Annotated in this window: 21 protein-coding genes; 6 read left to right on the top strand and 15 right to left on the bottom strand. The window is 68.1% G+C overall.

Features of this window, described 5'->3' with window-relative positions; genetic code table 11:
• The first annotated feature begins 3 nt into the window (after positions 1-3).
• Positions 4-1,125: a flagellar biosynthesis protein FlhB gene (flhB, locus tag T8T21_RS02000; RefSeq protein ID WP_322336596.1), complete on the top strand. Its 1,122-nt coding sequence runs from the start codon at positions 4-6 to the stop codon at positions 1,123-1,125.
• Positions 1,126-1,129: 4 nt separating this feature from the next.
• Here the strand turns inward: flhB and T8T21_RS01995 are convergent, their stop codons facing one another.
• From T8T21_RS01995 to T8T21_RS01980, 4 genes are read right to left on the bottom strand one after another with little or no spacing between them, the layout of a single operon-like run.
• Complete coding sequence (locus T8T21_RS01995; RefSeq protein ID WP_322336595.1) at positions 1,130-1,777, bottom strand: MotE family protein; 648 nt, start codon at positions 1,775-1,777, stop codon at positions 1,130-1,132.
• Complete coding sequence (locus T8T21_RS01990) at positions 1,774-2,154, bottom strand: flagellar motor switch protein (protein WP_322336594.1); 381 nt, start codon at positions 2,152-2,154, stop codon at positions 1,774-1,776. The genes T8T21_RS01995 and T8T21_RS01990 overlap by 4 nt, the downstream gene beginning before the upstream one ends.
• Positions 2,138-3,094, bottom strand: coding sequence for a flagellar motor switch protein FliM (locus T8T21_RS01985; RefSeq protein ID WP_322336593.1), 957 nt, complete (start codon positions 3,092-3,094; stop codon positions 2,138-2,140). Before T8T21_RS01985 ends, T8T21_RS01990 begins: the two co-directional genes overlap by 17 nt.
• Before the next feature lie 13 nt (positions 3,095-3,107).
• Entirely contained in the window at positions 3,108-3,668 is a 561-nt protein-coding gene (locus T8T21_RS01980; protein WP_322336592.1) for a flagellar basal body-associated FliL family protein, read from the bottom strand.
• 142 nt (positions 3,669-3,810) lie between these two features.
• Here T8T21_RS01980 and fliF point away from each other — a divergent pair, with 142 nt between their 5' ends.
• The 5 genes from fliF to T8T21_RS01955 are packed head-to-tail and all read left to right on the top strand — an operon-like array spanning position 3,811 to position 8,446.
• The gene (gene fliF / locus T8T21_RS01975) at positions 3,811-5,538 is read left to right on the top strand and encodes a flagellar basal-body MS-ring/collar protein FliF (RefSeq protein WP_322336591.1); all 1,728 of its coding nucleotides are present in this window, start codon (positions 3,811-3,813) and stop codon (positions 5,536-5,538) included.
• Position 5,539: 1 nt separating this feature from the next.
• Entirely contained in the window at positions 5,540-6,190 is a 651-nt protein-coding gene (locus tag T8T21_RS01970) for a FliH/SctL family protein (protein ID WP_322336590.1), read from the top strand.
• Positions 6,187-6,546: a FliM/FliN family flagellar motor switch protein gene (locus T8T21_RS01965; RefSeq protein WP_322336589.1), complete on the top strand. Its 360-nt coding sequence runs from the start codon at positions 6,187-6,189 to the stop codon at positions 6,544-6,546. Before T8T21_RS01970 ends, T8T21_RS01965 begins: the two co-directional genes overlap by 4 nt.
• 8 nt (positions 6,547-6,554) lie before the next feature.
• On the top strand, positions 6,555-7,361 hold the full coding sequence (fliP, locus tag T8T21_RS01960) for a flagellar type III secretion system pore protein FliP (RefSeq protein ID WP_322336588.1): 807 nt from the start codon (positions 6,555-6,557) through the stop codon (positions 7,359-7,361).
• 2 nt (positions 7,362-7,363) lie between these two features.
• On the top strand, positions 7,364-8,446 hold the full coding sequence (locus T8T21_RS01955; protein ID WP_322336587.1) for a flagellar motor switch protein FliG: 1,083 nt from the start codon (positions 7,364-7,366) through the stop codon (positions 8,444-8,446).
• A gap of 10 nt (positions 8,447-8,456) precedes the next feature.
• Here T8T21_RS01955 and T8T21_RS01950 read toward each other — a convergent pair whose 3' ends face one another.
• From T8T21_RS01950 to T8T21_RS01900, 11 genes are all read right to left on the bottom strand, one after another.
• Complete coding sequence (locus T8T21_RS01950) at positions 8,457-9,278, bottom strand: DUF1217 domain-containing protein (RefSeq protein WP_322336586.1); 822 nt, start codon at positions 9,276-9,278, stop codon at positions 8,457-8,459.
• The gene (locus tag T8T21_RS01945; protein ID WP_322336585.1) at positions 9,275-9,700 is read right to left on the bottom strand and encodes a flagellar biosynthesis repressor FlbT; all 426 of its coding nucleotides are present in this window, start codon (positions 9,698-9,700) and stop codon (positions 9,275-9,277) included. The genes T8T21_RS01950 and T8T21_RS01945 overlap by 4 nt, the downstream gene beginning before the upstream one ends.
• A 1-nt stretch (position 9,701) precedes the next feature.
• Entirely contained in the window at positions 9,702-10,106 is a 405-nt protein-coding gene (locus tag T8T21_RS01940; RefSeq protein WP_322336584.1) for a flagellar biosynthesis regulator FlaF, read from the bottom strand.
• Between the two features lie 173 nt (positions 10,107-10,279).
• Complete coding sequence (locus T8T21_RS01935; protein WP_322336583.1) at positions 10,280-11,215, bottom strand: flagellin N-terminal helical domain-containing protein; 936 nt, start codon at positions 11,213-11,215, stop codon at positions 10,280-10,282.
• A gap of 107 nt (positions 11,216-11,322) precedes the next feature.
• Complete coding sequence (locus T8T21_RS01930) at positions 11,323-11,730, bottom strand: hypothetical protein (protein ID WP_322336582.1); 408 nt, start codon at positions 11,728-11,730, stop codon at positions 11,323-11,325.
• Entirely contained in the window at positions 11,727-12,026 is a 300-nt protein-coding gene (locus T8T21_RS01925; RefSeq protein ID WP_322336581.1) for a rod-binding protein, read from the bottom strand. The genes T8T21_RS01930 and T8T21_RS01925 overlap by 4 nt, the downstream gene beginning before the upstream one ends.
• Complete coding sequence (locus T8T21_RS01920; protein ID WP_407660086.1) at positions 12,026-13,135, bottom strand: flagellar basal body P-ring protein FlgI; 1,110 nt, start codon at positions 13,133-13,135, stop codon at positions 12,026-12,028. Before T8T21_RS01920 ends, T8T21_RS01925 begins: the two co-directional genes overlap by 1 nt.
• Before the next feature lie 122 nt (positions 13,136-13,257).
• Positions 13,258-14,319, bottom strand: a complete 1,062-nt coding sequence (locus T8T21_RS01915; RefSeq protein WP_322336580.1) for a flagellin — start codon at positions 14,317-14,319, stop codon at positions 13,258-13,260.
• A gap of 12 nt (positions 14,320-14,331) precedes the next feature.
• Positions 14,332-15,774, bottom strand: a complete 1,443-nt coding sequence (flgK, locus tag T8T21_RS01910) for a flagellar hook-associated protein FlgK (protein WP_322336579.1) — start codon at positions 15,772-15,774, stop codon at positions 14,332-14,334.
• A gap of 55 nt (positions 15,775-15,829) precedes the next feature.
• A complete protein-coding gene (locus T8T21_RS01905) occupies positions 15,830-17,137 on the bottom strand; it encodes a flagellar hook protein FlgE (RefSeq protein ID WP_322336578.1) in 1,308 nt (435 codons plus the stop codon).
• Positions 17,138-17,231: 94 nt separating this feature from the next.
• A complete protein-coding gene (locus T8T21_RS01900; protein ID WP_322336577.1) occupies positions 17,232-18,971 on the bottom strand; it encodes a hypothetical protein in 1,740 nt (579 codons plus the stop codon).
• Positions 18,972-18,975 lie beyond the last annotated feature (4 nt).

The following is an 18,975-nucleotide window of genomic DNA, read 5'->3' as shown; positions in this document are numbered from 1 at the left end:
GCCATGTCGGACGAAGACAAGAGCAGCAAGACCGAGGAACCGACCGAGCAGAAACTGCGCAAGGCGCGGGAGAAGGGCGACGTCCCCTCCTCCAAGGAAACCGGCAACATGATGAGCGCCTTCGCGCTGCTCGTCATCTCGCTCTACGTGCTGCCGATGATGTTGCCGCGGCTGGCGGGCGACCTGTCGGGGCTGATCGCCCAAGCCGGCGGGATGGAGATCGGCAACGGCGCCGCCGGGCTGCGCGATGTCAGCGGCGTGGCGCAGGCGCTCGCCACGACGGTGGCGGGCACGCTGGCGCCGGTGGTGCTGGTGATGGTGCTCGCGGCGCTGTTCGGGGTGCTGATCCAGGGCCAGACCGTGGTCGCGCTGGAGCGGATCAAGCCGAAGCTGTCGAAGCTCAACCCGCTGTCGGGCTTCAAGCGGCTGTTCTCGGCCGACGCCTTCGTCGAGTTCGGCAAGAACGTCGCCAAGGTGGCGGTGGTGGCGATCATCGCCGCACTCGCGGTGCGGGGCTCGGTGATGGAGATCTGGGAAGCGCCCGGCTTTTCGCCCGAGACGCTGCTGCCGCATGCGCAGGGCGCGATTGTCCGGATGCTGGTCGGGGCCACCGCATTTCTCGCCGCCGTGGCGCTGATCGACATCATCTGGAAGCGGATCGACTACATCCGCAAACAGCGGATGAGCCTCAAGGAGATCCGCGACGAGCACAAGGACAGCGAAGGCGACCCGCATATCAAGGGCAAGCGTGCCCAGATCCGCCGCAAGCGTGCGCAGCAGCGGATCAGCGTGGCTGTGCCGCAGGCGACCTTGGTGCTCACCAACCCAACCCATTACGCGGTGGCGCTGCGCTACACGCCGGGGGTGGACCCGGCCCCGGTCTGCGTTGCCAAGGGCACCGACCTGATCGCCGCCCAGATCCGCCGCATCGCGCGCGAGAACGACGTCAGCATCGTCGAAAACAAGCCGCTGGCGCGGGCGTTGCACGCGGTGGTCGAGGTCGACGACGCGATCCCGGCCGAGCATTGGCAGGCCGTGGCCGAGATCATCGGCTACATCATGGATCTCAAGCGCCGCATCCGCCGCGCCCCGCCCGAAGGGTCGAAGCTGCACGAAGAGGACTGAGCCGTTATTGCAGGCGGATGCCGTCGAGCCGCTGGTCGCCCGGAAGCTTGGAGCGTTCGAGGATGATCATCGAGATCGCCTGCGCCCGCACGACGTTCATCGCGGCCAGGATCGGCGCGGCGTCGCGCTCGGGCATGGCGCCCAGCACCGTCACCGCCACCTCGATGTCGAGATCGTTCATGATCGTCGCGGCTTCGCGCGGCTTCATGTTGACGTAGAGCGCGACCAGCCGGTCGACATCGGCCTGCCGGGCCGCGTCGATCTCGACCAGCAACCCCTCGAGCGCACCGCGCAACTCCTCGAGCCGGGCGGTCTCGACCGCCAGCGTCTCGCGTGCCAGCGCGATCTCGGCCGCGCGGGCATCGAGCGTGTCGCGCTGCTCTTCGAGCAGGCCGCGCTCGGTGGCGATCGCCGAGAGCACCTCCTCGGGCGCGGCGCAGCTTTGCGGGATCGCGGCCGGGGCCGGTTCCGCGGCAGGCGCGGGCTCTGCCGGGGCCTCGGCATCGCCGGCAGCGGCGTTCGCGGCGCCCACGAAGAGGCCGGGACGCGGCTGCGGCGGCGCGGTAGTGTCGCCGACCAGCAGCGCCGCCTTGGCGACCCCGGCCAGCGCCAAGGCGCCGAGAACGATGTGGAAAGGACGCGGTTTCGTCACTGATCGCGCTCGCGCACGCTGTCGAAGAAGCCCTGCACCAGTTCGGTTTTGCCGGTCACGCGGGTCACGCCGGCAGCCTGGGCGCGGGCGCGGGCGGTGCGCGCCGCCTTGTCGCCGGCGCGGGGGCTGGTCTTCGCGGCAGGTGCGGCCGGCTTGGCAGCGGGCCGGGTCTCGGCCTCCTCCAGGCCACGCGCGGCGCTGCTCAGGCCGCGCACCGACTCCTCGGAACGGTCGACGGCCGCCGAATAGGCGTTGATCGCGGGTTGCAGCTCGCGCAGCGTCTCCATCAGGCGTCGCACACGGCGATCGACCATGAGCGCATAGGCCAACACCCCGGCCAACAGCAGCAGGATCATGGCGTCAATCAACACCGCCATCGTCGCGCTCCTTTTCCTCGCCCAGATCGTCGGTCACGCGCAGCGCCACCGCGCCGTTCCTGCGCCGCCCCATGGCCGCGCGAAACAGCGCACGGCCGTTGCAGGATACGGTAGCCTCATGCTCCATGTCGATGCCGAGATCAATCATATCGCCCGGCTTCCAGGCGAGGACCTCGCGCATGCCGATCCGAACCTCGTGGAGAACGGCGGTCAGCTTGGCCTCCGACCCCTCGATCGAGCGCCCCAAGGCGGCGCGCCAGCCGCTGTCGCTGCCGGTCTCGCCCGCCGGAAAGCTTTGGACCAGCAGCGGCCGGATGCTGTCGATGGCGGCATCCGGGATCACGAAGGTCAGCGTGCCGCCGCGCCCCTCGAGGCCGACCGAGAGCGTGACGCGGACTGCGGCCGAGTTGGGCGGCGCCAGCACGGCGTTGATCGGGCTGTTCTCGAGGTGGTCGACCCGGAAGGTGACCGCGCCCACAGTGGCGAAGGCGTTGGCCAGATCGGCCAGGACCAGTTCAGCCAGCCGCTGACCGAAGCGACGCTCGATCGCGGTGAAGCTGCGCGGCGTCCAGGGCCGGCCGCTGGCATTGCGCCCGCCCAGCATCAGTTCGAGCATCGAGAACAGCAGCTCGGGCGACAGCGCCACCCCGATCCGCCCGTCCCATGCTTCGGCCCGCGCCACGGCGGTCAGGGCCGGCGCCGGAATGCCTTCGAGCGCGGCGCCGCAGGGCAGGTACTCGAAGGCGGTCAGCACCGCCTCGGCGGGCATCGCGGCGAAGCCCTTGAAGGCGGCGCCCAGCGACAGGGCGTAGCGTTCGAAGATTGCCTCCAGCAATGGCAGCCGCTCGTAGCTGAGCGAGGCCATCTGGATGATCTGTTCCTCGATCGGACCGTCGGCAAGGCCGCCCTCGGGCTGGCGCAGTGTGCGCTGGCTGCTCATCATGCGCCCCTCCTCACTGCACGATCATGTCGGAGATGAGAATCTCGCGCGGCGCCTCGCCGCCCGAGATCGCACGCGCCCGGCGCAGCAACTCGGACTTAAGTTCGGCCAGGCCGAGGCTGCCGCGCAGGTCGCGCTCATCGAGCGTGCGCAGGTAGTCCTGAAAGCTGTCGCGCATGTAGATCTCCCGCTCGGCCAACCGCGCCGCATCGGGAGCGGCCGCGTCGTAGATCAGCGCCAGGTCGAGCTTGAGGAACCGGCTGGTCTGCCGGCCGGTCGCGGTCGTCGCGGTGATGTTGACGATGATCTCCTCGAGCGGCAGCGCCATGCGGCCCGGATCGGCGGCCAGCGCGGCGCGCATCTCCTCGGTCGAGGGTTCGGCCGGGGTTTCCGGCGCCGCTTCGTCGACCGCGCCGCCCAGCCCGGCCAGTTCCGCCAGCCGCGACGGCCCGACCGCCGCGATCAGCCCGCCACCGAGCGCCAGCACCGACACAAGGAGCATCAAGATGAATCGCAGCCGCCCGGGCCGGGCGCCGCTTTCCTTGCCTGTCGTCTTCGCTGCCGCTTCGCTCATCCGGGGTTCCCGCCGATCGTCGGATCATGGACAACATGTGTCATATGGGCCGAACAGGCAAGAAGTTATCCATGACTATACTTGTTCGAACCGATGGATTGGGGATAGTTTTGCAACAACGACCGGCTAGGACGAGGCCCTTGTGCAATCCATCATCGATAATCTCGCGGGCCTCGGCCGGACGCGGCTGATCGCTCTGGGCGCCACCGGGCTGGGGCTCGTGCTGGCCCTTTCGGTCGGCCTCAACCTCGTCCTCGCCCCGAGCTTCGCCCCGCTCTATTCGGACCTGTCTCCGGCCACCGCCGGGCGGGTCGTCTCGGCGCTCGAACAGGATGGCTTTGATGTCGAATTGTCCGGCGGCGGCACCATCGTGTCGGTCCCACAGGATGACGTGGCGCGGGCGCGTATGTCGCTGGCAGAGCAGGGCCTGCCCGGCGAAGGCGGCGCGGGATGGGAGATCTTCGACCAGTCCTCCGGCCTCGGCATGAACAGCTTCATGCAGCAGGTCAGCCGCCTGCGCGCGCTCGAAGGAGAGCTCGCCCGATCGATCCAGACCATCGACGGCATCGACGCGGCCCGGGTGCATCTCGTGCTGCCCGAACGCGAGGCCTTCTCGCGCACCCGCCCCGAGCCGTCGGCCTCTGTCATCGTGCGGGGCCGCGCCACCTCCTCGATCTCGCGCCGGCAGGGCCTTGCGATCCGGGCGCTTGTGGCTTCGGCGGTGCCCGATCTCGCCCCCTCGCGGGTCACCGTCCTGTCGGCCAGCGGCGAGACCATCCTGAGCGAGGAGACCGAGGGGGACGCAGGCGTGCAGGCCGCAGGCGCCTCGATGCAGGAGCGGCTGCAGCGCTCGATCACCGAGATGCTCACCGCCCGCGTCGGTGCGGGCAACGCCCGGGTGCAGGTCAATGTCGACCTCTCGACCGAGCGGCAGGTGATCCGCGAGCAGAGCTTCGATCCAGATCAGCAGGTGGTCCGCTCGACCGAGACCCGTCAGGAAGAGGCGCAGGACCGCGAGGGGACCCAGACCGAGGTTGGCGTGGCCAACAACCTGCCGCCCGAGCTCGGCGGCGACGCTGGCGGCGAGCAGTCGGCCTCGACCTCGACCCGCACCGACGAGATCGTCAATTACGAGATCGGCTCGACCCAGCGCGAGACGGTGCGCGAGCCCGGCTCGGTGGAACGGATCTCGGTCGCGGTTCTGGTCAACGGCATCTACAACGTCGCCGCGAATGGCGAGACGGTCTACGAGGAGCGCAGCCCCGAGGAGCTGGAGCGGCTGACCGCGCTGGTGCGTTCGGCGGTGGGCTTCGACGAGGCGCGTGGCGACACCGTTTCGGTCGATAGCCTGCGCTTCATGGATTACTCGATGGATGTCGGCGCGCCGATCGGCCTGTCGCTCGGCCAGACCATCGCGCAGAACTTCGGCGCGATCCTGCGTGGCACCTTCGCGCTGGCGCTGGTCGCGGCGGTGCTGGGCTTCGGCCTGAGGCCGATGCTGCGCCGGGTGCTCCCTGAAACCGGGACCGGCCTGGCGCTCGCGGGTGCGACCGCCGGCGCCGGCAGTGCCGGGCAGCTCGGCTACGAAGCCGCCCCCGGCCAGGCGCCACAACTTCCGGGCGCGGCGCGCGACGCCGCCGGCCAGCCGGGCGCGCTAGCCCAACAGCCCGGTGCACGCGGTCCGAGCCAGCAGGCGATGCTGCCCTACGAGCAGCAGATCGCCACCTATGACGGCGACGAAATGGTGAGCCTCGCCTCGGTCGACGGCAAGATCGGCATGCGCCGTCTCGTCTCGGTCGGCGAGATGGTCGAGAACGAGCCGGAGGCCTCGCTCAAGGTCGTCCAGAGCTGGCTCGCCGAGGAGGCCTGAGATGTCGATCTTCGAGCGGGATTTCGACAGCGAGATCGCCCAGGAGCGCCAGCTCGCCCGACGCGGGGCCACGGCCCGCCACAGCGACGACGCCTTGCAGGCGGCGGTGGCCGAGGCGCGCGAGGCCGCTCTGGCGCAGGGCCGCGCCCAAGGCCGGGCCGAGGCCGAGGCCGAAGCGCGCGCGGCCGAAGCCGCGTCGCGTGCCGCGGCGCTCGAGCGGATCGCCGCGCGGCTGGGCGAAGTGATGGATGACGCGGCACGGCATCGCGCCGCACTCGAAACACAACTCCTGTCCTACGCCGCCGCCACCGCCGAGACGGTGCTGCCCGAAATCCTCGCCGGCCGGGCCGAGGTCCGGGCGCTGGCGCAGATCCGGCGCGGGCTGAGGCTCGGGCTGGACAGCTCTCGGCTCGAGATCGCCCTGCCCCCGGGCGCGAAAGAGCTGCGCGCGGAGGTCGAGGCGCTCTTGGCGACGCAAGGCCTTACGGGCCGCACCACGCTTACCGAGGATGCCGGGCTCGCTCCGGGCGACGCGCGCGTCGTCTGGGATGGCGGACGGCTCGATTACAGCTTTGCCGGGATCTGCGACGCGATCCTCGGCACATTGCGGGCCCGCACCCGCACCCACCCCGAACCGGAGGACCGCACGTGACGGACACCCCCACCAAGGCCACCGGCGCCGAGTTCCCGGAGATTGAGGACGACGCCGCCGGGATCTTCGAAGACGCCCCGCAGGCCGAAGCCCCCAAGGGCGGCCGCAACATCGAGGCGATGCTCAATGTCGGGCTCGACGTGCAGATCGTGCTCGGCCATGCCCGGCTGCCGATCTCGCAGCTGCTGAAATTCGGCCGCGGCTCGGTGATCGAGCTCGACAAGAAGATCGGCGAGCCGGTCGAGGTGATGATCAACGATCGGCTGGTCGCCCGGGGCGATCTGGTCAAGCTCGGCGAGGCGCGGATCGGCGTGTCGCTGACCGAGATCGTCAAGGACTACGTTTCGGGCGACTGACCAGCAGCATGATCCGCACCCTCCCCTTCGTCGCCGCCGCCGCGCTGGCGCTCATGGCCCTGCCCGTCTCGGCGCAGGACGGCGCCGGCGTGCTCGACGCGCTGGGGGGGGTGCTGTCGGATGCGGCGCCGGGTACGGATCAGCGCGCCACGCTGTCGGGGCGGATCATCCAGCTCGTGGCGCTGATGACGGTGCTGTCGATCGCGCCGGGCCTGTTGATGATCATGACCAGCTTCACCCGCTTCGTGATCGTCTTCTCGATGCTGCGCTCGGCGCTCGGTCTCAACCAGACGCCGCCGAACATGGTCCTGTCCTCCATGGCGCTGTTCATGACCTTCTTCGTCATGCAGCCGGTCTTCGAGGATGCCTGGGAGGGCGGCCTGCAGCCGCTGATGAACAACGCGATCACCGAGGAGCAGGCGATCGCGCGGATCGGTGATCCGTTCCGCGCCTTCATGTTCGCCAACACCCGGCCGCGCGACATCGAGCTGTTCCAGAATCTCGCCGCGCGCTCCGACCGTGCCGAACCCGCGCCGCTGCCCGAGACCGCCGAGGAGGCGTCCTGGCGGTCGCTGATCCCGGCCTTCATGATCTCGGAGCTGCGCCGCGCCTTTTCGATCGGGTTCCTGATCTACCTGCCCTTCGTGGCGATCGACCTGATCGTCGCTTCGGTGCTGATGAGCGCCGGCATGATGATGCTGCCGCCGGTGTTGATCTCGCTGCCCTTCAAGGTGATCTTCTTCGTGCTGATCGACGGCTGGTACATGCTGGCGGGCAGCCTGATGGAAAGCTACGTGCCGCTGGCCGGAGGATGACGATGAATGCGATGACCCCTGCCACCCGTCCGCCCGAACCGAGCCCGGTGCGCGCCGCGGCCCAGCCCCCGACCCCGCCGCTGCGCCGGCTGCGCGGTGCCGAGAAGGCGGCGATCCTGTTCTTGTGCCTGGGCGAGGAGCGCGGCTCCGAGCTGATGCGCAAGCTCTCGCCGGAGGACATCGCCAAGATCACCCGTGCGGTGGCGCGGCTGGGCGTGGTCCAGGCAGAGCTGGTCGAGATGGTTCTGGCCGAGTTCTCCGAAGGCGTCGATGCCGGCGGCGGCGTGGTCGGCTCGCTCGCCTCGGCCGAGGCGATGCTGCGCGCCTTCCTGCCCGAGGAGCAGGTCGAGGCAATCCTGCGCGACATCCGCGGCCCGATGAAGGAACGCGACCTCTGGGCCAAGTTCTCGGCGATGAACGAGGCGGTGATCGCCACCTATCTCAAGGGCGAGCACGAACAGACCGCGGCCGCGATCCTGTCGAATGTCGACACCGAGGTCGCCGCCAAGGTGCTTCCGCTCCTGGGCGAAGAAATGATGCGCGACGTGGTCGAGCGGATGATCCGCATGGAAGCGGTCCCGCCCAAGATGATGGCCCAGATCGAGGAGACGCTGCAGGCCGACATGCTTTCCGCCGGGGGCCAGTCCAGCGCCGTCGAGATGGAGCAGCGCATGGCCGACCTGTTCAACAAGCTCGACCGCGACGTGTTCGACGGGCTGCATCAGGCGATCGACGCCCGCAAGCCGGGCGCGCTCGACGGCATCATGGCCAAGATGTTCACCTTCGAGGACCTGATCCGTCTCGATGCACAGAGCCTGGCACGGGTGATGCGCGGTCTGACCGGCAACACGCTGCCGCTGGCGCTGCGCGGCGCCTCCAAGGAGATGCGCGAGCATTTCCTCGACGCGCTGACCGCGCGGGCGCGCGACATGCTGCTCGACGAGATGAACACGATGGGCCCGGTCCGGGGCCGCGACGCGCGCGCGGCGCAGACGATGATCGTCGACTACACCCGCCAACTCGCCGAGGAAGGCTCGATCGAGCTGCCGAGCGCCGGCGACGAGGAGGAGGATATCCTCGAATGAGGGGCCGGGCTCAGTAGCCCTTGCGCAGCGCCGTGATCGCCGTGATGTCGATGGTGATCGGGGTGAACTGCCCCCCGGCCCCGGCGCTGACGGCGGCGTTCAGCAGCGTCAGCGCGGCGTTGGATGAGGATTGCACCCCCGCCTTGGCGTCGGAGATCGCCACGTAGCGCCGCTCGAGCTTTTCGAGTTCGACAGGGTCCTTGAGCTTGGTGAGGTCGAACTTGGTCTTGAGCAGCTCAACCTGCTTGTCGATGTCGAGCCCGGCGCTCTGGCTCGGCACGCCGAGCGCGGTGCGCATGAACTCCGACAGCTCGGCATCCTTGAGCACGTCGAACCAGTTCTTGATATCCCCTGCCTTGCGCCGGAATTCGAGCACAGTACCCACTGTCGCGTTTTGCTCGGTCTGGGCGCTCTCGAAGCGCTGCCCGACATAACGGTCCACCATCTCTCGTCGCCAGGAGGCGGCGAAAGTTTTGATGTTATTGGTGCCCTCATCTGTGAAACCTAGCGCCTTGTGCATCTCCTTGAAACGGGGGTCGGTGAGCCTGTTGACCAGTGCCTTAGGGTCGCTGCTGTCGCCCTTAAGGATTTTGGAGATCATCGCCTTGCCGAAGATCTGGTCCTCCAAGTCGAAGGCCTTCATCACGAAGACGTAGAGCTCGCGGTCCTCCATCAGCTGATCAACCGTCTGAACTTTGCCGATCCGTTCCTCGAAAGCTGCGATCGCACGTTTGTGCTCAGGCTGGTTACGAATCAGCTCTTCTTGGCGGTCGCGGGTAGCGTCCACCAAGCTAAGACCCATTCGGGCATTCATACCCGATAGTGAGATCATTCCGCCGCCATCGGGGTGGGTTCACCGGAGGCGGCGAGGTGCTCGAACAGCTGTCCCTCGTGTTCGATGACGGGCCGCAACTCGCGCATTGCCTTGTAATAATCGCCGGTGCTGATGAAATTCGCCGCGTTGAACACATGGCCGAGGCTGGGGTGACCGAAGGTCGTCGCCAGTACTGCCAGCTCGCGCTGGATGATTGGTACCAGATCGCCACGCAGCTTGGCATGGATGAGCGCATTCTGGATCAGGTAGTAGACCCGCGTCACCGGCGTCACGGGCGCGTCCTCATCTAGAAGGTCGTGACCTCGCACCACGTCAGCGTGGCTCTCGATAGTAAGCACATGGCGACGCGAGGAATTGCGCATCATGCAGCCATTGACGACGATCCGTTCGTCTGGCCGCAACGTTAGTTTGAGAGCCATCTCACGCAACCTCCGCAGCCGATGGGGCCTGCCCCGCCAAACCAGCGATAATCGAGCGATTGATATCGATCAGCGCGGCGATCCCCGGCTTTCCGCCCAATACGGTTACAGTCTGACGGTCAACCCATAGGGCCAACGAAATCAGTCCGGCCCGCAACTCGGCTGGCAGCGCGTTGCCAGGCTGAACAAGATCGTGTTTCAGTTCGGTCCAGATCTTCTGGTTGAGGGCGAGATCCTCGCGCAGTCCGCCGCCAAGCAGCGTGCTACGGGTAATCAAGTCGTCGGCCCGGTCAAAGGCTTCGGCCCGCTCAGAAAGCCGGCCGGTTACCCCGGCCAGCACCCGGCGTTCGATCTGCCGAGGTGTTTCACTTTCGCGGATGGTAGTCTTGTAGGCGGCGATGCTCATGCGTTCTGCTCTCGCTCTTGGCCCCGCGCTTCTGGCGGGGGTGTGGGCGGCGGACGCGGACAGGTCTCAAGGATCGCGCAGACGCGTCGGCCGATCGGATATCTCGGAAGTGGTTTGGCCCGGTGGGCCTAGATGGGTACGGCCCGCCCCGGAAGGGACGGGCCTATATCGCCTTAGCGGAACAGGCTCAGGATGTTCTGCGGCGCCTGGTTGGCGATCGACAGAGCCTGGCTGGAGAGCTGCTGCTGGACCTGCAGCGACTGCAGGCGGGCAGCTTCCTCTTCCATGTTCGCGTCGACCATCGAACCTACGCCGCTGTCGAGGCGGTCGGAAAGCGCGGTCAGGAATTCCTGCTGCGCTTCGAGGGTGTTCTCGGCGACGCCGAGCGTGGTCGCGGCCTCGACCGCATAGCCCAGGGCGGCCTCCGCCACCTCGAGGCTGTACTGCATCCGCGCAGCGGCGGTGGTGCCGGTATAGGCGGTCTTGCCGCCGATGGTGCCGGCCTTGGCCTGCGCAGCTACAGCAGTCTCATCGGTGTTGTCGGTGATGTCGATCGAGTCGAGGGCAGTCTTAATCGCGGCGAGATTGACCTTCCCGACGGTGATGGTGGACGTGCCGAAGGCACCCGTGTTGTCACGGGTCACGCCGGTGACCACGGTCAGGTTGTCGCCCGACTTGTCAGCGGTTTCGAGCGCGACAGTGCCGTCGGTGACGCTGTTGCCATTGAAGGACGACTGGTCGATCGCCGCGCCGATGCGCTTGACCAATTCGTCGAGCTCCTTTTGGACCTCTGCGCGATCGACGCCCTCGGCTTGGGCAAAGGCGACGCGCTCGGTGAACTCTTTGGCCAGCGTCTTTACAGTCTCGGCGCCCAGACGACCGGTCGAGACCACGTTCTTGGTCAGGGTCAGGCCCTCGTTGATCGACTTGGTCATGCCGCTGTCGCCCTTCATCGTCTCGGAGATCGAGAAGTAGGCGGCGTTATCCTTGGCCGACTGCACCTTCAGGCCCGACGAAATGCGGTCCTGAGTCTGGCTGAGACCCTTGTTGATGTTCCGCAGGGTCGAGAGGGCGGACATCGCGGAGTTGTTGGTGAGGATCGAAGACATTGGTATTCTCCAGCATTCTAACTGTTCGATCGTCTTTCTGACGAAGTCGGCATGACCGCCGCGGTGTAGGTATCGTTAAACCCATGAATTGGGGCGCGTTTGTGACGCTATACGGACTTATCCATGGGGCTGCGCGAAAGCGTGTCTTTGGCGCTACGGTTTCCGTCTGCACCATAGAGCCCAGCCAGCCCGTGGCGGGCGCGCAGGCGCTCGAGATCGCGCGAAACCTCGGCCGTGATCAGGCGCATCCGTTCGAGAATCGCGGCATCGCGAGCGACGAGACCGGCCAGCCGGTCAAGCGCGTCGCGCAGCACCTCGGCGTCCGAATCCTCTGCCTCGAGCCGCGCCGCGATCTCCGGCCCCTGCGCCTCGATCCGGGCCACCAGGACCGCCTTCTCCTCGAGCCGCGTGGCGACACGGTCGAGCGTGCCGCCGCGAATTTCCTCGATCTCGGTCTCGAGCAGCGCCGAGAGCGCCGCGATGTCGGTATCGATCGTATCGGTATGGTCGCTCATGCGTCCTGCTCCCCCTTCCCCTCATAGGCGCCGATGGCGCGCGCCACGCTCTGGGCGATACCGGTGCTGCCCTGATCTGCGATCTGTTCGGCAAAGGCGCGCGCCAGGAAGCTGCGCCAGGTTTCCTCGGCATGGCCGCCGCTGAAGGTGCCGATATCCACGCTCTTGAGCATCTCGTCCACGGTCTGCGCGAGGAACATCTCCTCGAACTTCTTCGCGGTTTCCATCGTCTCCGGGTCGGCCTCGCGCGGCTTGGCGCGCAGGTCCGGCGACGGCGCGCCGGGCGTGATCTGCATCAGATGATCTCCAGATCGGCGTGAAGCGCGCCCGCGGCCTTGATCGCCTGCAGGATCGAAATGGTCTGGCTCGCGGTGACGCCGATGGCGTTGAGCCCGTCGACGAGGCGCTGCAGGCTGACATCGCCCTCGAGGATCGAGAACTGCGCCTCCTGTTCCTCGACCGTCACCTCGGTCTGCGGCACGATCACGGTGTTGCCGATCGAGATCGGCTCGGGCTGGCTGACCTCGATCTCTTCCTTGACGATCACCGTCAGGCCGCCCTGGCTCACCGCGACCTCGGCGATGCGCACCTCGGAGCCGATCACGATGGTGCCGGAACGGGCGTCGATCACCACCTTGGCGATGGCGTCGGGCTGCACGCGCAGCCCCTCGATCTCGGCCAACATCCCCGGGATGTCGACCTTGGCGGCCGAGCGCACCTCGACCGTGCCCGAATCGAGCGTCCTGGCGATCGCGCCCATATGTGCATTGATCGCCTGCTCGATCCGTTTGGCTGTGGTGAAATCGGGGGTTCGGAGCGCGATCCGGATGGAATTCATGGCGGAAAGGTCGAAGTCGATCTCGTTCTCCACCGTCGCACCGTTCTCGATCCGGGCCACGGTGGGGACGCCTTCGACGATGCTGGCATTGGCACCCTGCGCTGCATAGCCGGCCACCGCGATCGGGCCTTGGCTCACGGCATAAACCTCGCCGTCGGCGCCAGTCAGCGGCGTCACGATCAGGGTACCGCCCCGCAGGGACGAGGCGTCGCCCAGCGAGGAAACCACCACGTCGATGGTCGAGCCGCGCCGCGCGAAGGGCGGCAGCATCGCGGTGACCATCACGGCGGCGGTGTTTTGGGTGCGCATCTGCTCGTCGGTCAGATTGCCGACGCCGAGCCGCTCGAGCATTCCCTCGATCGAGCGCTCGGTGAAGGGCGAGTTGCGCAGCGAATCTCCGGTGCCGTTCAGACCGACCACGAGGCCGTAACCGACGAGCTGGTTCTCGCGGACCCCCTCGAACTGGGCGATGTCCTTGATCCGGACCTCCGCGGCAAGCGGCACCGCGCCGAGGGTCGCGGCCAGAAGCATCGCCAGTCCGATCCCCCGTTTCAGCCCGTTCCGCATGCGCTGCTCCGAATGACGCGTTCCGGTTAGAGACTAGCCGAGCGCCGCCGCGCGCCACAAGAACAGTCGAAACAATCCATGGACAGGTTGCATTTATGCAATCTATCCATGGGTTATTCGTGTTACATGTAGTTCAGGAAGGACAGCTTCGACAGCCGCGCCGTGATTGCGTAGCTCGCCTCAAGCTGGGTCTGCAGCTGGGTCAGCCGGGTCGCGGCCTCGTAGGGATCGACGCCCTCGACGCTGTCGATCTGCTGACGATAGAGCGTGACCCGCGCGGCCTGCGACTCCATCGTGTCCTCGAGCTGGCGACGTTGCGCGCCGATCCGGGTCTCGGCCGAAAGCAGCCCCGTCCGTCCGTTTTCGAGCGCTTCGAAGGCGCGCGAGGTCCAAGCTTGGGCCGCCTGATCGTCGAGCATGCTGATGTCGACCGACGCCAGCATCGACAGGCCACGCAGCATCTCGGAGAAGGCCGGATCATCGGCCTGGACACCGTAGTCCAGCACCTCTTCTTCGTCGATCCGCACGGACATGCCCTTGCCAGCAGTGTCACGCGCCGCTCCGTTATAGACCGTCTCGCGATAGCTTGCGGCACCGGTGGCGGCCGGATCGAAGATCGCGGCTAGCGCGTCGGCCTTGGCGTTGGCCTGTGCAGCATCTATCGGCAAGGCGCCGATCCTAGTCTCGACCATTCCGCGCGGCGACAGGCCGCTGGCCGGGTTGACCGTGTCATAGGGCTGGATCGTCTGCCCGGCATTGGCGACACCGGAGAACAGCGAGACACCCTCGTAGCTGCGGTTGACCTGACCGATCACCTGGTCGAGCGCGGCACGCGCCGCCGCCTGGATCTGGGTGCCGGTATAGGCCTGCCCATCGGTGCTGGGCGCTGTGAGATCGAGGACCGTCTGCAGGCTGGCGCGCATGTCGCCGAGGCTGGAGCCGGTCATCTCGAGACGGCGGTCGAGCGTGGCGTTGATCGTGGCGAAGCTCTCGAGCCGGTCGAGCCGCGCGCGGGTGGCCATCGCCTCGCCGGCCCGGCTGCCAAGCGCGCGGAACCGATCCGACTTGTAGCCGGTCGTCGCCTCCTCGCCAGCCTGGTTCAGCTGGCGGCTCAGATCGGCAACCTGCCGGCGTCCGTCGACGCTGGCCTGCAGGGTGGAATAAGTGCGCATCAGGGTGATCATTCCGGTCTCTCCTTACCGCACCGCTGCCAGCAGCGTGTCCATCATCTCGCCGAGCGTCTTCATCACCGTCGCGTTGGCGGCATAGCTCTGCTCGATCAGCATCAGCTGCTGCAATTCGTCATCGACGTTGACGCCCTGCACCGACTGGCGCGAGGTCTGGATCGAGTCCCGGCCCGCCGCGAGGGATTCAGATTTCGCAAGGGCATCGTTGTGCAGTTGCTTCTGCGCCGAAACGAGGCCGGCGGCGAAATCGCCGATCGTCCGGCGGTCTCCCAGGCCGGCCGCGGGATCATAGGAGATATCGGTCGAGAGCAGATCGACGAAGGCCGCGACCCGGCTGCCGTCCGAGGCCGGACCCTGGACCGTCGCGCCGATCCCGTCCCGCATCCGCCAGGCCGCGCCACCCGCCTCAGAACGGACCGCCGTGTTGACCGCGATGCGCCCGGCCAGACCTTCGCTCTTGGTGGGATCGAAGGCCGCCCGGACACCGCTCCCGTCCACAGGCGCCGTGCCGTCGACGAAGAGACCGGCCGTGCCCGTCGCGCGGGTCGTGTCGATCTTTTCGAACTCCTGCACCAGGCTGCGCGCCATTTCGTCGAGCTGCAGCTCGAGGCGCGGCAGGTCATTGGTCAGGAAGCCCAGCCTGCCCGCCAGCGCCCCCTCGCTCGAGCCGCGCGCCTCGGCGACGCCGGGGGTGATGTCGACATCGTTGACTGTCAGCCGCCCGGTACTGGTGTCGAAGCTCAATTCGTGCCGCTTGTTGTCCTCGACCAGCGCCGCACCGGCGGCGGTGTAGATCGAGATGCGCCCGGAGGCGTCGGTCTGCATCCGCAGGTCGATCAACTGCGACAGGCTGTCGAGGCTCTCCGAAAGCTGATCCTCGAACATCACCCGGCGCTCGGTCCCCTGCTGCTGCCCGGCGATCCGCTCGTTCAGCGCCACGATCCGAGCCAGCTGGTCGTTGATCTCGGTGACGTCGGCGACCACCGCGTTGCGCACCCGCTCCTCGGTCCGGGCCAGCGTGCCGCTGGCGTCGCGCAAGGTGGTTGCGAGACCTTCGGCCGCGCGGACCGCGGCCTCCTGCAGCGCAGGCTCGGATGGCGTCGTGGCCAGCGCGTCGAGCGTCGTGCGGAAGGTCGAGACCCGCCCGGAAAGGCCGGTGGTGGAATCGATCTCGCCCAGCGCCGCGGCATGGACCTCGAGCGCATCGGCCCTGGCCTCCTGCGTCGCGGTGCGCGAGACCTCCTTGCGATGCGCCTGCTCGAGCGCCGCGTCGGTGGCGCGCTGGAAGCCGGTCATCGCCACGCCACCGCCCGGCAACTGAGTCAGCGGGGCGCTGCGCTTGGCATAGCCCGTGCGGTTGGCGTTGGCGATGTTGGTCGCGGCGATGTCGGCCCAGCCCTCGGCAGCGGCGAGACCGCTGCGGGCGTTGAGAAAGGCGCCGGTAATGCTCATTCTGATTCTCCGGTGTCGGGGCCGGGCGCGTTCTGCTGCCCTTTGCCCCCCGCGTTCAGCGCTTCAGTCTGGTCGTTTCGTCGAGCATCTCGTCGACGGTGGTCACGATCTTGGCGTTCGAGGAATAGGCCCGCTGGGTGCTGATCAGGTCGGTGAGTTCCTGAGCCACCTCGACGTTCGAGCTCTCGAGCGCGCCCGCCGTCAGCGTCCCGGCCGAGCCCTCGCCTGCCTGGTTGAGGCTGAACTTGCCCGAGGATCGTGACAACAGGAAGGCGTTGCCGTCGGTCTTGAGCAGGCCGTCGGGGTTGGCTACCTCGGCCAGCGGGATGTTGTAGAGCGGCTTGCGGCTGCCATTGTTGAACACGCCGTAGACGTCGCCACGCTCGTCGATCTCGGTCCGCACCAGAACCCCGCTCTCGGCACCGTCGGCGGTGATCTTGAGCGGCGAGTAGTCACCCGCGAACTGGGTCATGCCGGTGTGCTGGTCGGGGGCGCCGACCGTCACCTCGACGATCTGCGGGACCGCGCCGTTGTCGATCGTCAGCGTCGCCACGCCAGTCGCTTCGTCAAAAGCGAAGTTCGCAGGTGCAGCGGCGGTGGAGGTAGCGCCCGAATAGAGCCGCGGCGCCCCTGCCAGCGGGCCGCTGTCATGGAAATCCACCGTGACGTTGCCGTATTGCGCGCCATCGGCACCGCTGATCGACAGCGTCCACTGGCTCGGCGTGGCGCTGGGCTGCCAGGAGAATTGCATCCGCTGCGCCTCACCCAGCGGGCTGAAATACTCCGCCGAACTCAGGAACGGCTCGCCCGGTGTCGCCAGGCCGGTCTGCTGGGCCGGGATGTTGCCGCTGATCGTCATCGCACCGGTGGGGGAGCCTGTCTGCGACAGGCTGCCGAGGTTGACGGTCTTGAGATCGCCGAACTGGTTGCGGTCGATGTTGCCCAGATTGGCTGTCTGATCGTAGGGGAAGCCTGCGAGGTAGTAGCCCGCGGCGTTGCGCAAATTGCCGTTCTCGTCGGGCAGGAAAGAGCCTGCCCGGGTCAGCATGAAGTTCGCTTCGTTGGTCTCGTTGGGCTGCTTGGAGACCACGAAGAAGCCCGGCCCGCCGATCGCCAGATCGGTCGCCCGCTCAGTGGCGCGCAGCGCGCCCTCGGTCGAGATCTCCGAGGTTTGCACCGCCCGCACGCCCGAAGGCGCCACCGTGCCGTTCTGGCTCAGCGTGCTGGTGGTGACCATCTGCACGAAGCTGCGCCGGTAGCCGTCGGTGTTGGCGTTGGCGATGTTCTCCGAAATCCGGCCCACCGCCGTCGAATTCGCCCGCAGACCGCTCACACCGGTCTGCATGGCATAGGAAATGCTCATATCGGCTGTCCTTCGATTGTCTTGCCGCCGCGGGCGATGATGCCCGGGCCGGGTGGTGTGTCCGGCATCGGCCGGGTCTGGACGGGGGCGGGCATCAGCCATCCCCCGCTGCGGTTTCGATTCGGCGCAGCGCCGCGTCGGCACCCTGCATCCGATCCGTGGCGGATTTCTGACCGATCGGCAGAGCCAGCGGCGCAACCGGCGCGAGCGAACGCGCCACCTCGGCGAGTTCGGGCGTCCGGGCCAGATCGGGCAGACGCTCCAGCAACTCGGCCACCAGCTCGGCATCCCCGGCGCGATGGGCCGCGAGCAGCAGGCGGATCGTGCCCGCCTCGCCCAGACCGGCCCCCTTTTCGCGCCACAGCGCCACATAGGCGTCGCGCGCGGCCTCCCAATCGCCGCGCTCGAACAGGGCGGCGGCACGCAGTCTGCGATATCCCTCGGTCGGTGCCTCCATGCGCACCGCGATCACCCCTTCGCCGTCTCCCTCGGCGCTCGACAGACGGGCCTGCAACAGCGCCAGCCGGTCCCGCAACTCCGGTGCCGAGGCGGGCGCGGTGCCCAGCGCCTGCGCCGCCGCCTCGGTCTGGCCGCCGCGCAGCAGCGCTTCGGCCTGCGCGAGGCGCAGAGCGTCGCGCCGCGCCGGCGTCACCTCTTCGAGCCCGAGATCCTCCATCACCGCCAGCTGGTCGCGCAGCGCGGCGTATTCGCGCGCGGCGGCGTCGGTGGCGCCGATCTCCAGGAGCCGCGCCGCCAGTTTCTCGGCATGGACCACGAAACCCGGGCGGAACATCAGGTCAGGAGACAACCTGCGATGCGCGGCGACGAATTCGGCGATCGGCAGCGCGCCGCGGCCGCCGCGCGCGTAAAGCCCGGCCACCAGCTCGTCGAGCCGAGCCTCGGATTGCTGCGCCGCGTCGCTGCCGGGATGGCGGCGCTGAATCTCCGTCAGCGCGGCGATCGCGGCCTCGGTCTCGCCGCGGCCATGTTCGACCTCGGCCAGGCGCTCCAGCGTCGCGACCTCCAGGGCGTCACCGCGCCAGGTCCGCCAGCTCTGCCGCAGCAGTTCGGCGGCGTCCTCGGGCGCGAGCGCGCCGGTGGCCCGGCCCAGATCGACCAGCGCCAGCCGTGCCCGCTGGGCCCAGGCGTCGCCGCCGCCCGCCGCCATGGCATAGCTGTCGAAGGCCATCACCGGGTTGCCGCCGGCCTGCGCCGCGCGCCCCAGCAGAAACCGGTACGCGGGCGAATTGCGCAGCTCGGCATGGGTGTCGAAACGCTGAGCCAGCCCATGCGCCGTATCCCACAACCCGCCTTCGATCGCGGCCTCGAGCAACTCCGGCAGGATCGCGGCAGCAAGCGCCGGCGCCATCGCGTCGAGGGCGGGCCCGGCCTCGGGAAGCACGTTCGCGGCGGCGCGGATCTCGCCCTCGCGGGCGAAGGACAGGGCACGCCAGGCGGCGCGTTCGGGCCAATCGACATCCGTAGAGAGCAATGAGCGGACCGCTTGCGGCGCCGGGTCGGTGCCGCCCGCCACGCCCCAGGCCGCCAGCGCGATCCTGTCGCGCCGCAACGCCCGCTCGGCGTCGAGCGTCTCGGGCAGGCCGGACAGGAACGAGAGCGCCTCGGGCGCCAGCGCCTGACCGATTTCGAGCCGGGCCAGATCAAGCAGCAGATCGGCGCGCAGCTCTGGATCCCTGGCATCGCTCAAACGCGACACCATGCGCCCCCGCGCATCGAGATAGCCCGGCTCGAGATCGGGCGCCGGCACGGCCTGCGGACCCGTGACGGGTTCGGCCACGGGCGGCGCTTCGGCCAGAGCCGCGCTGCTGGTCATAGCC

Origin of the sequence: Limimaricola variabilis (assembly GCF_034371605.1) — a bacterium.
Classification (GTDB): Bacteria; Pseudomonadota; Alphaproteobacteria; order Rhodobacterales; family Rhodobacteraceae; genus Limimaricola; species Limimaricola variabilis.
The sequence above is the reverse complement of the archived record's forward strand: the minus strand, read 5'-3'. Positions and strand labels throughout refer to the sequence as shown.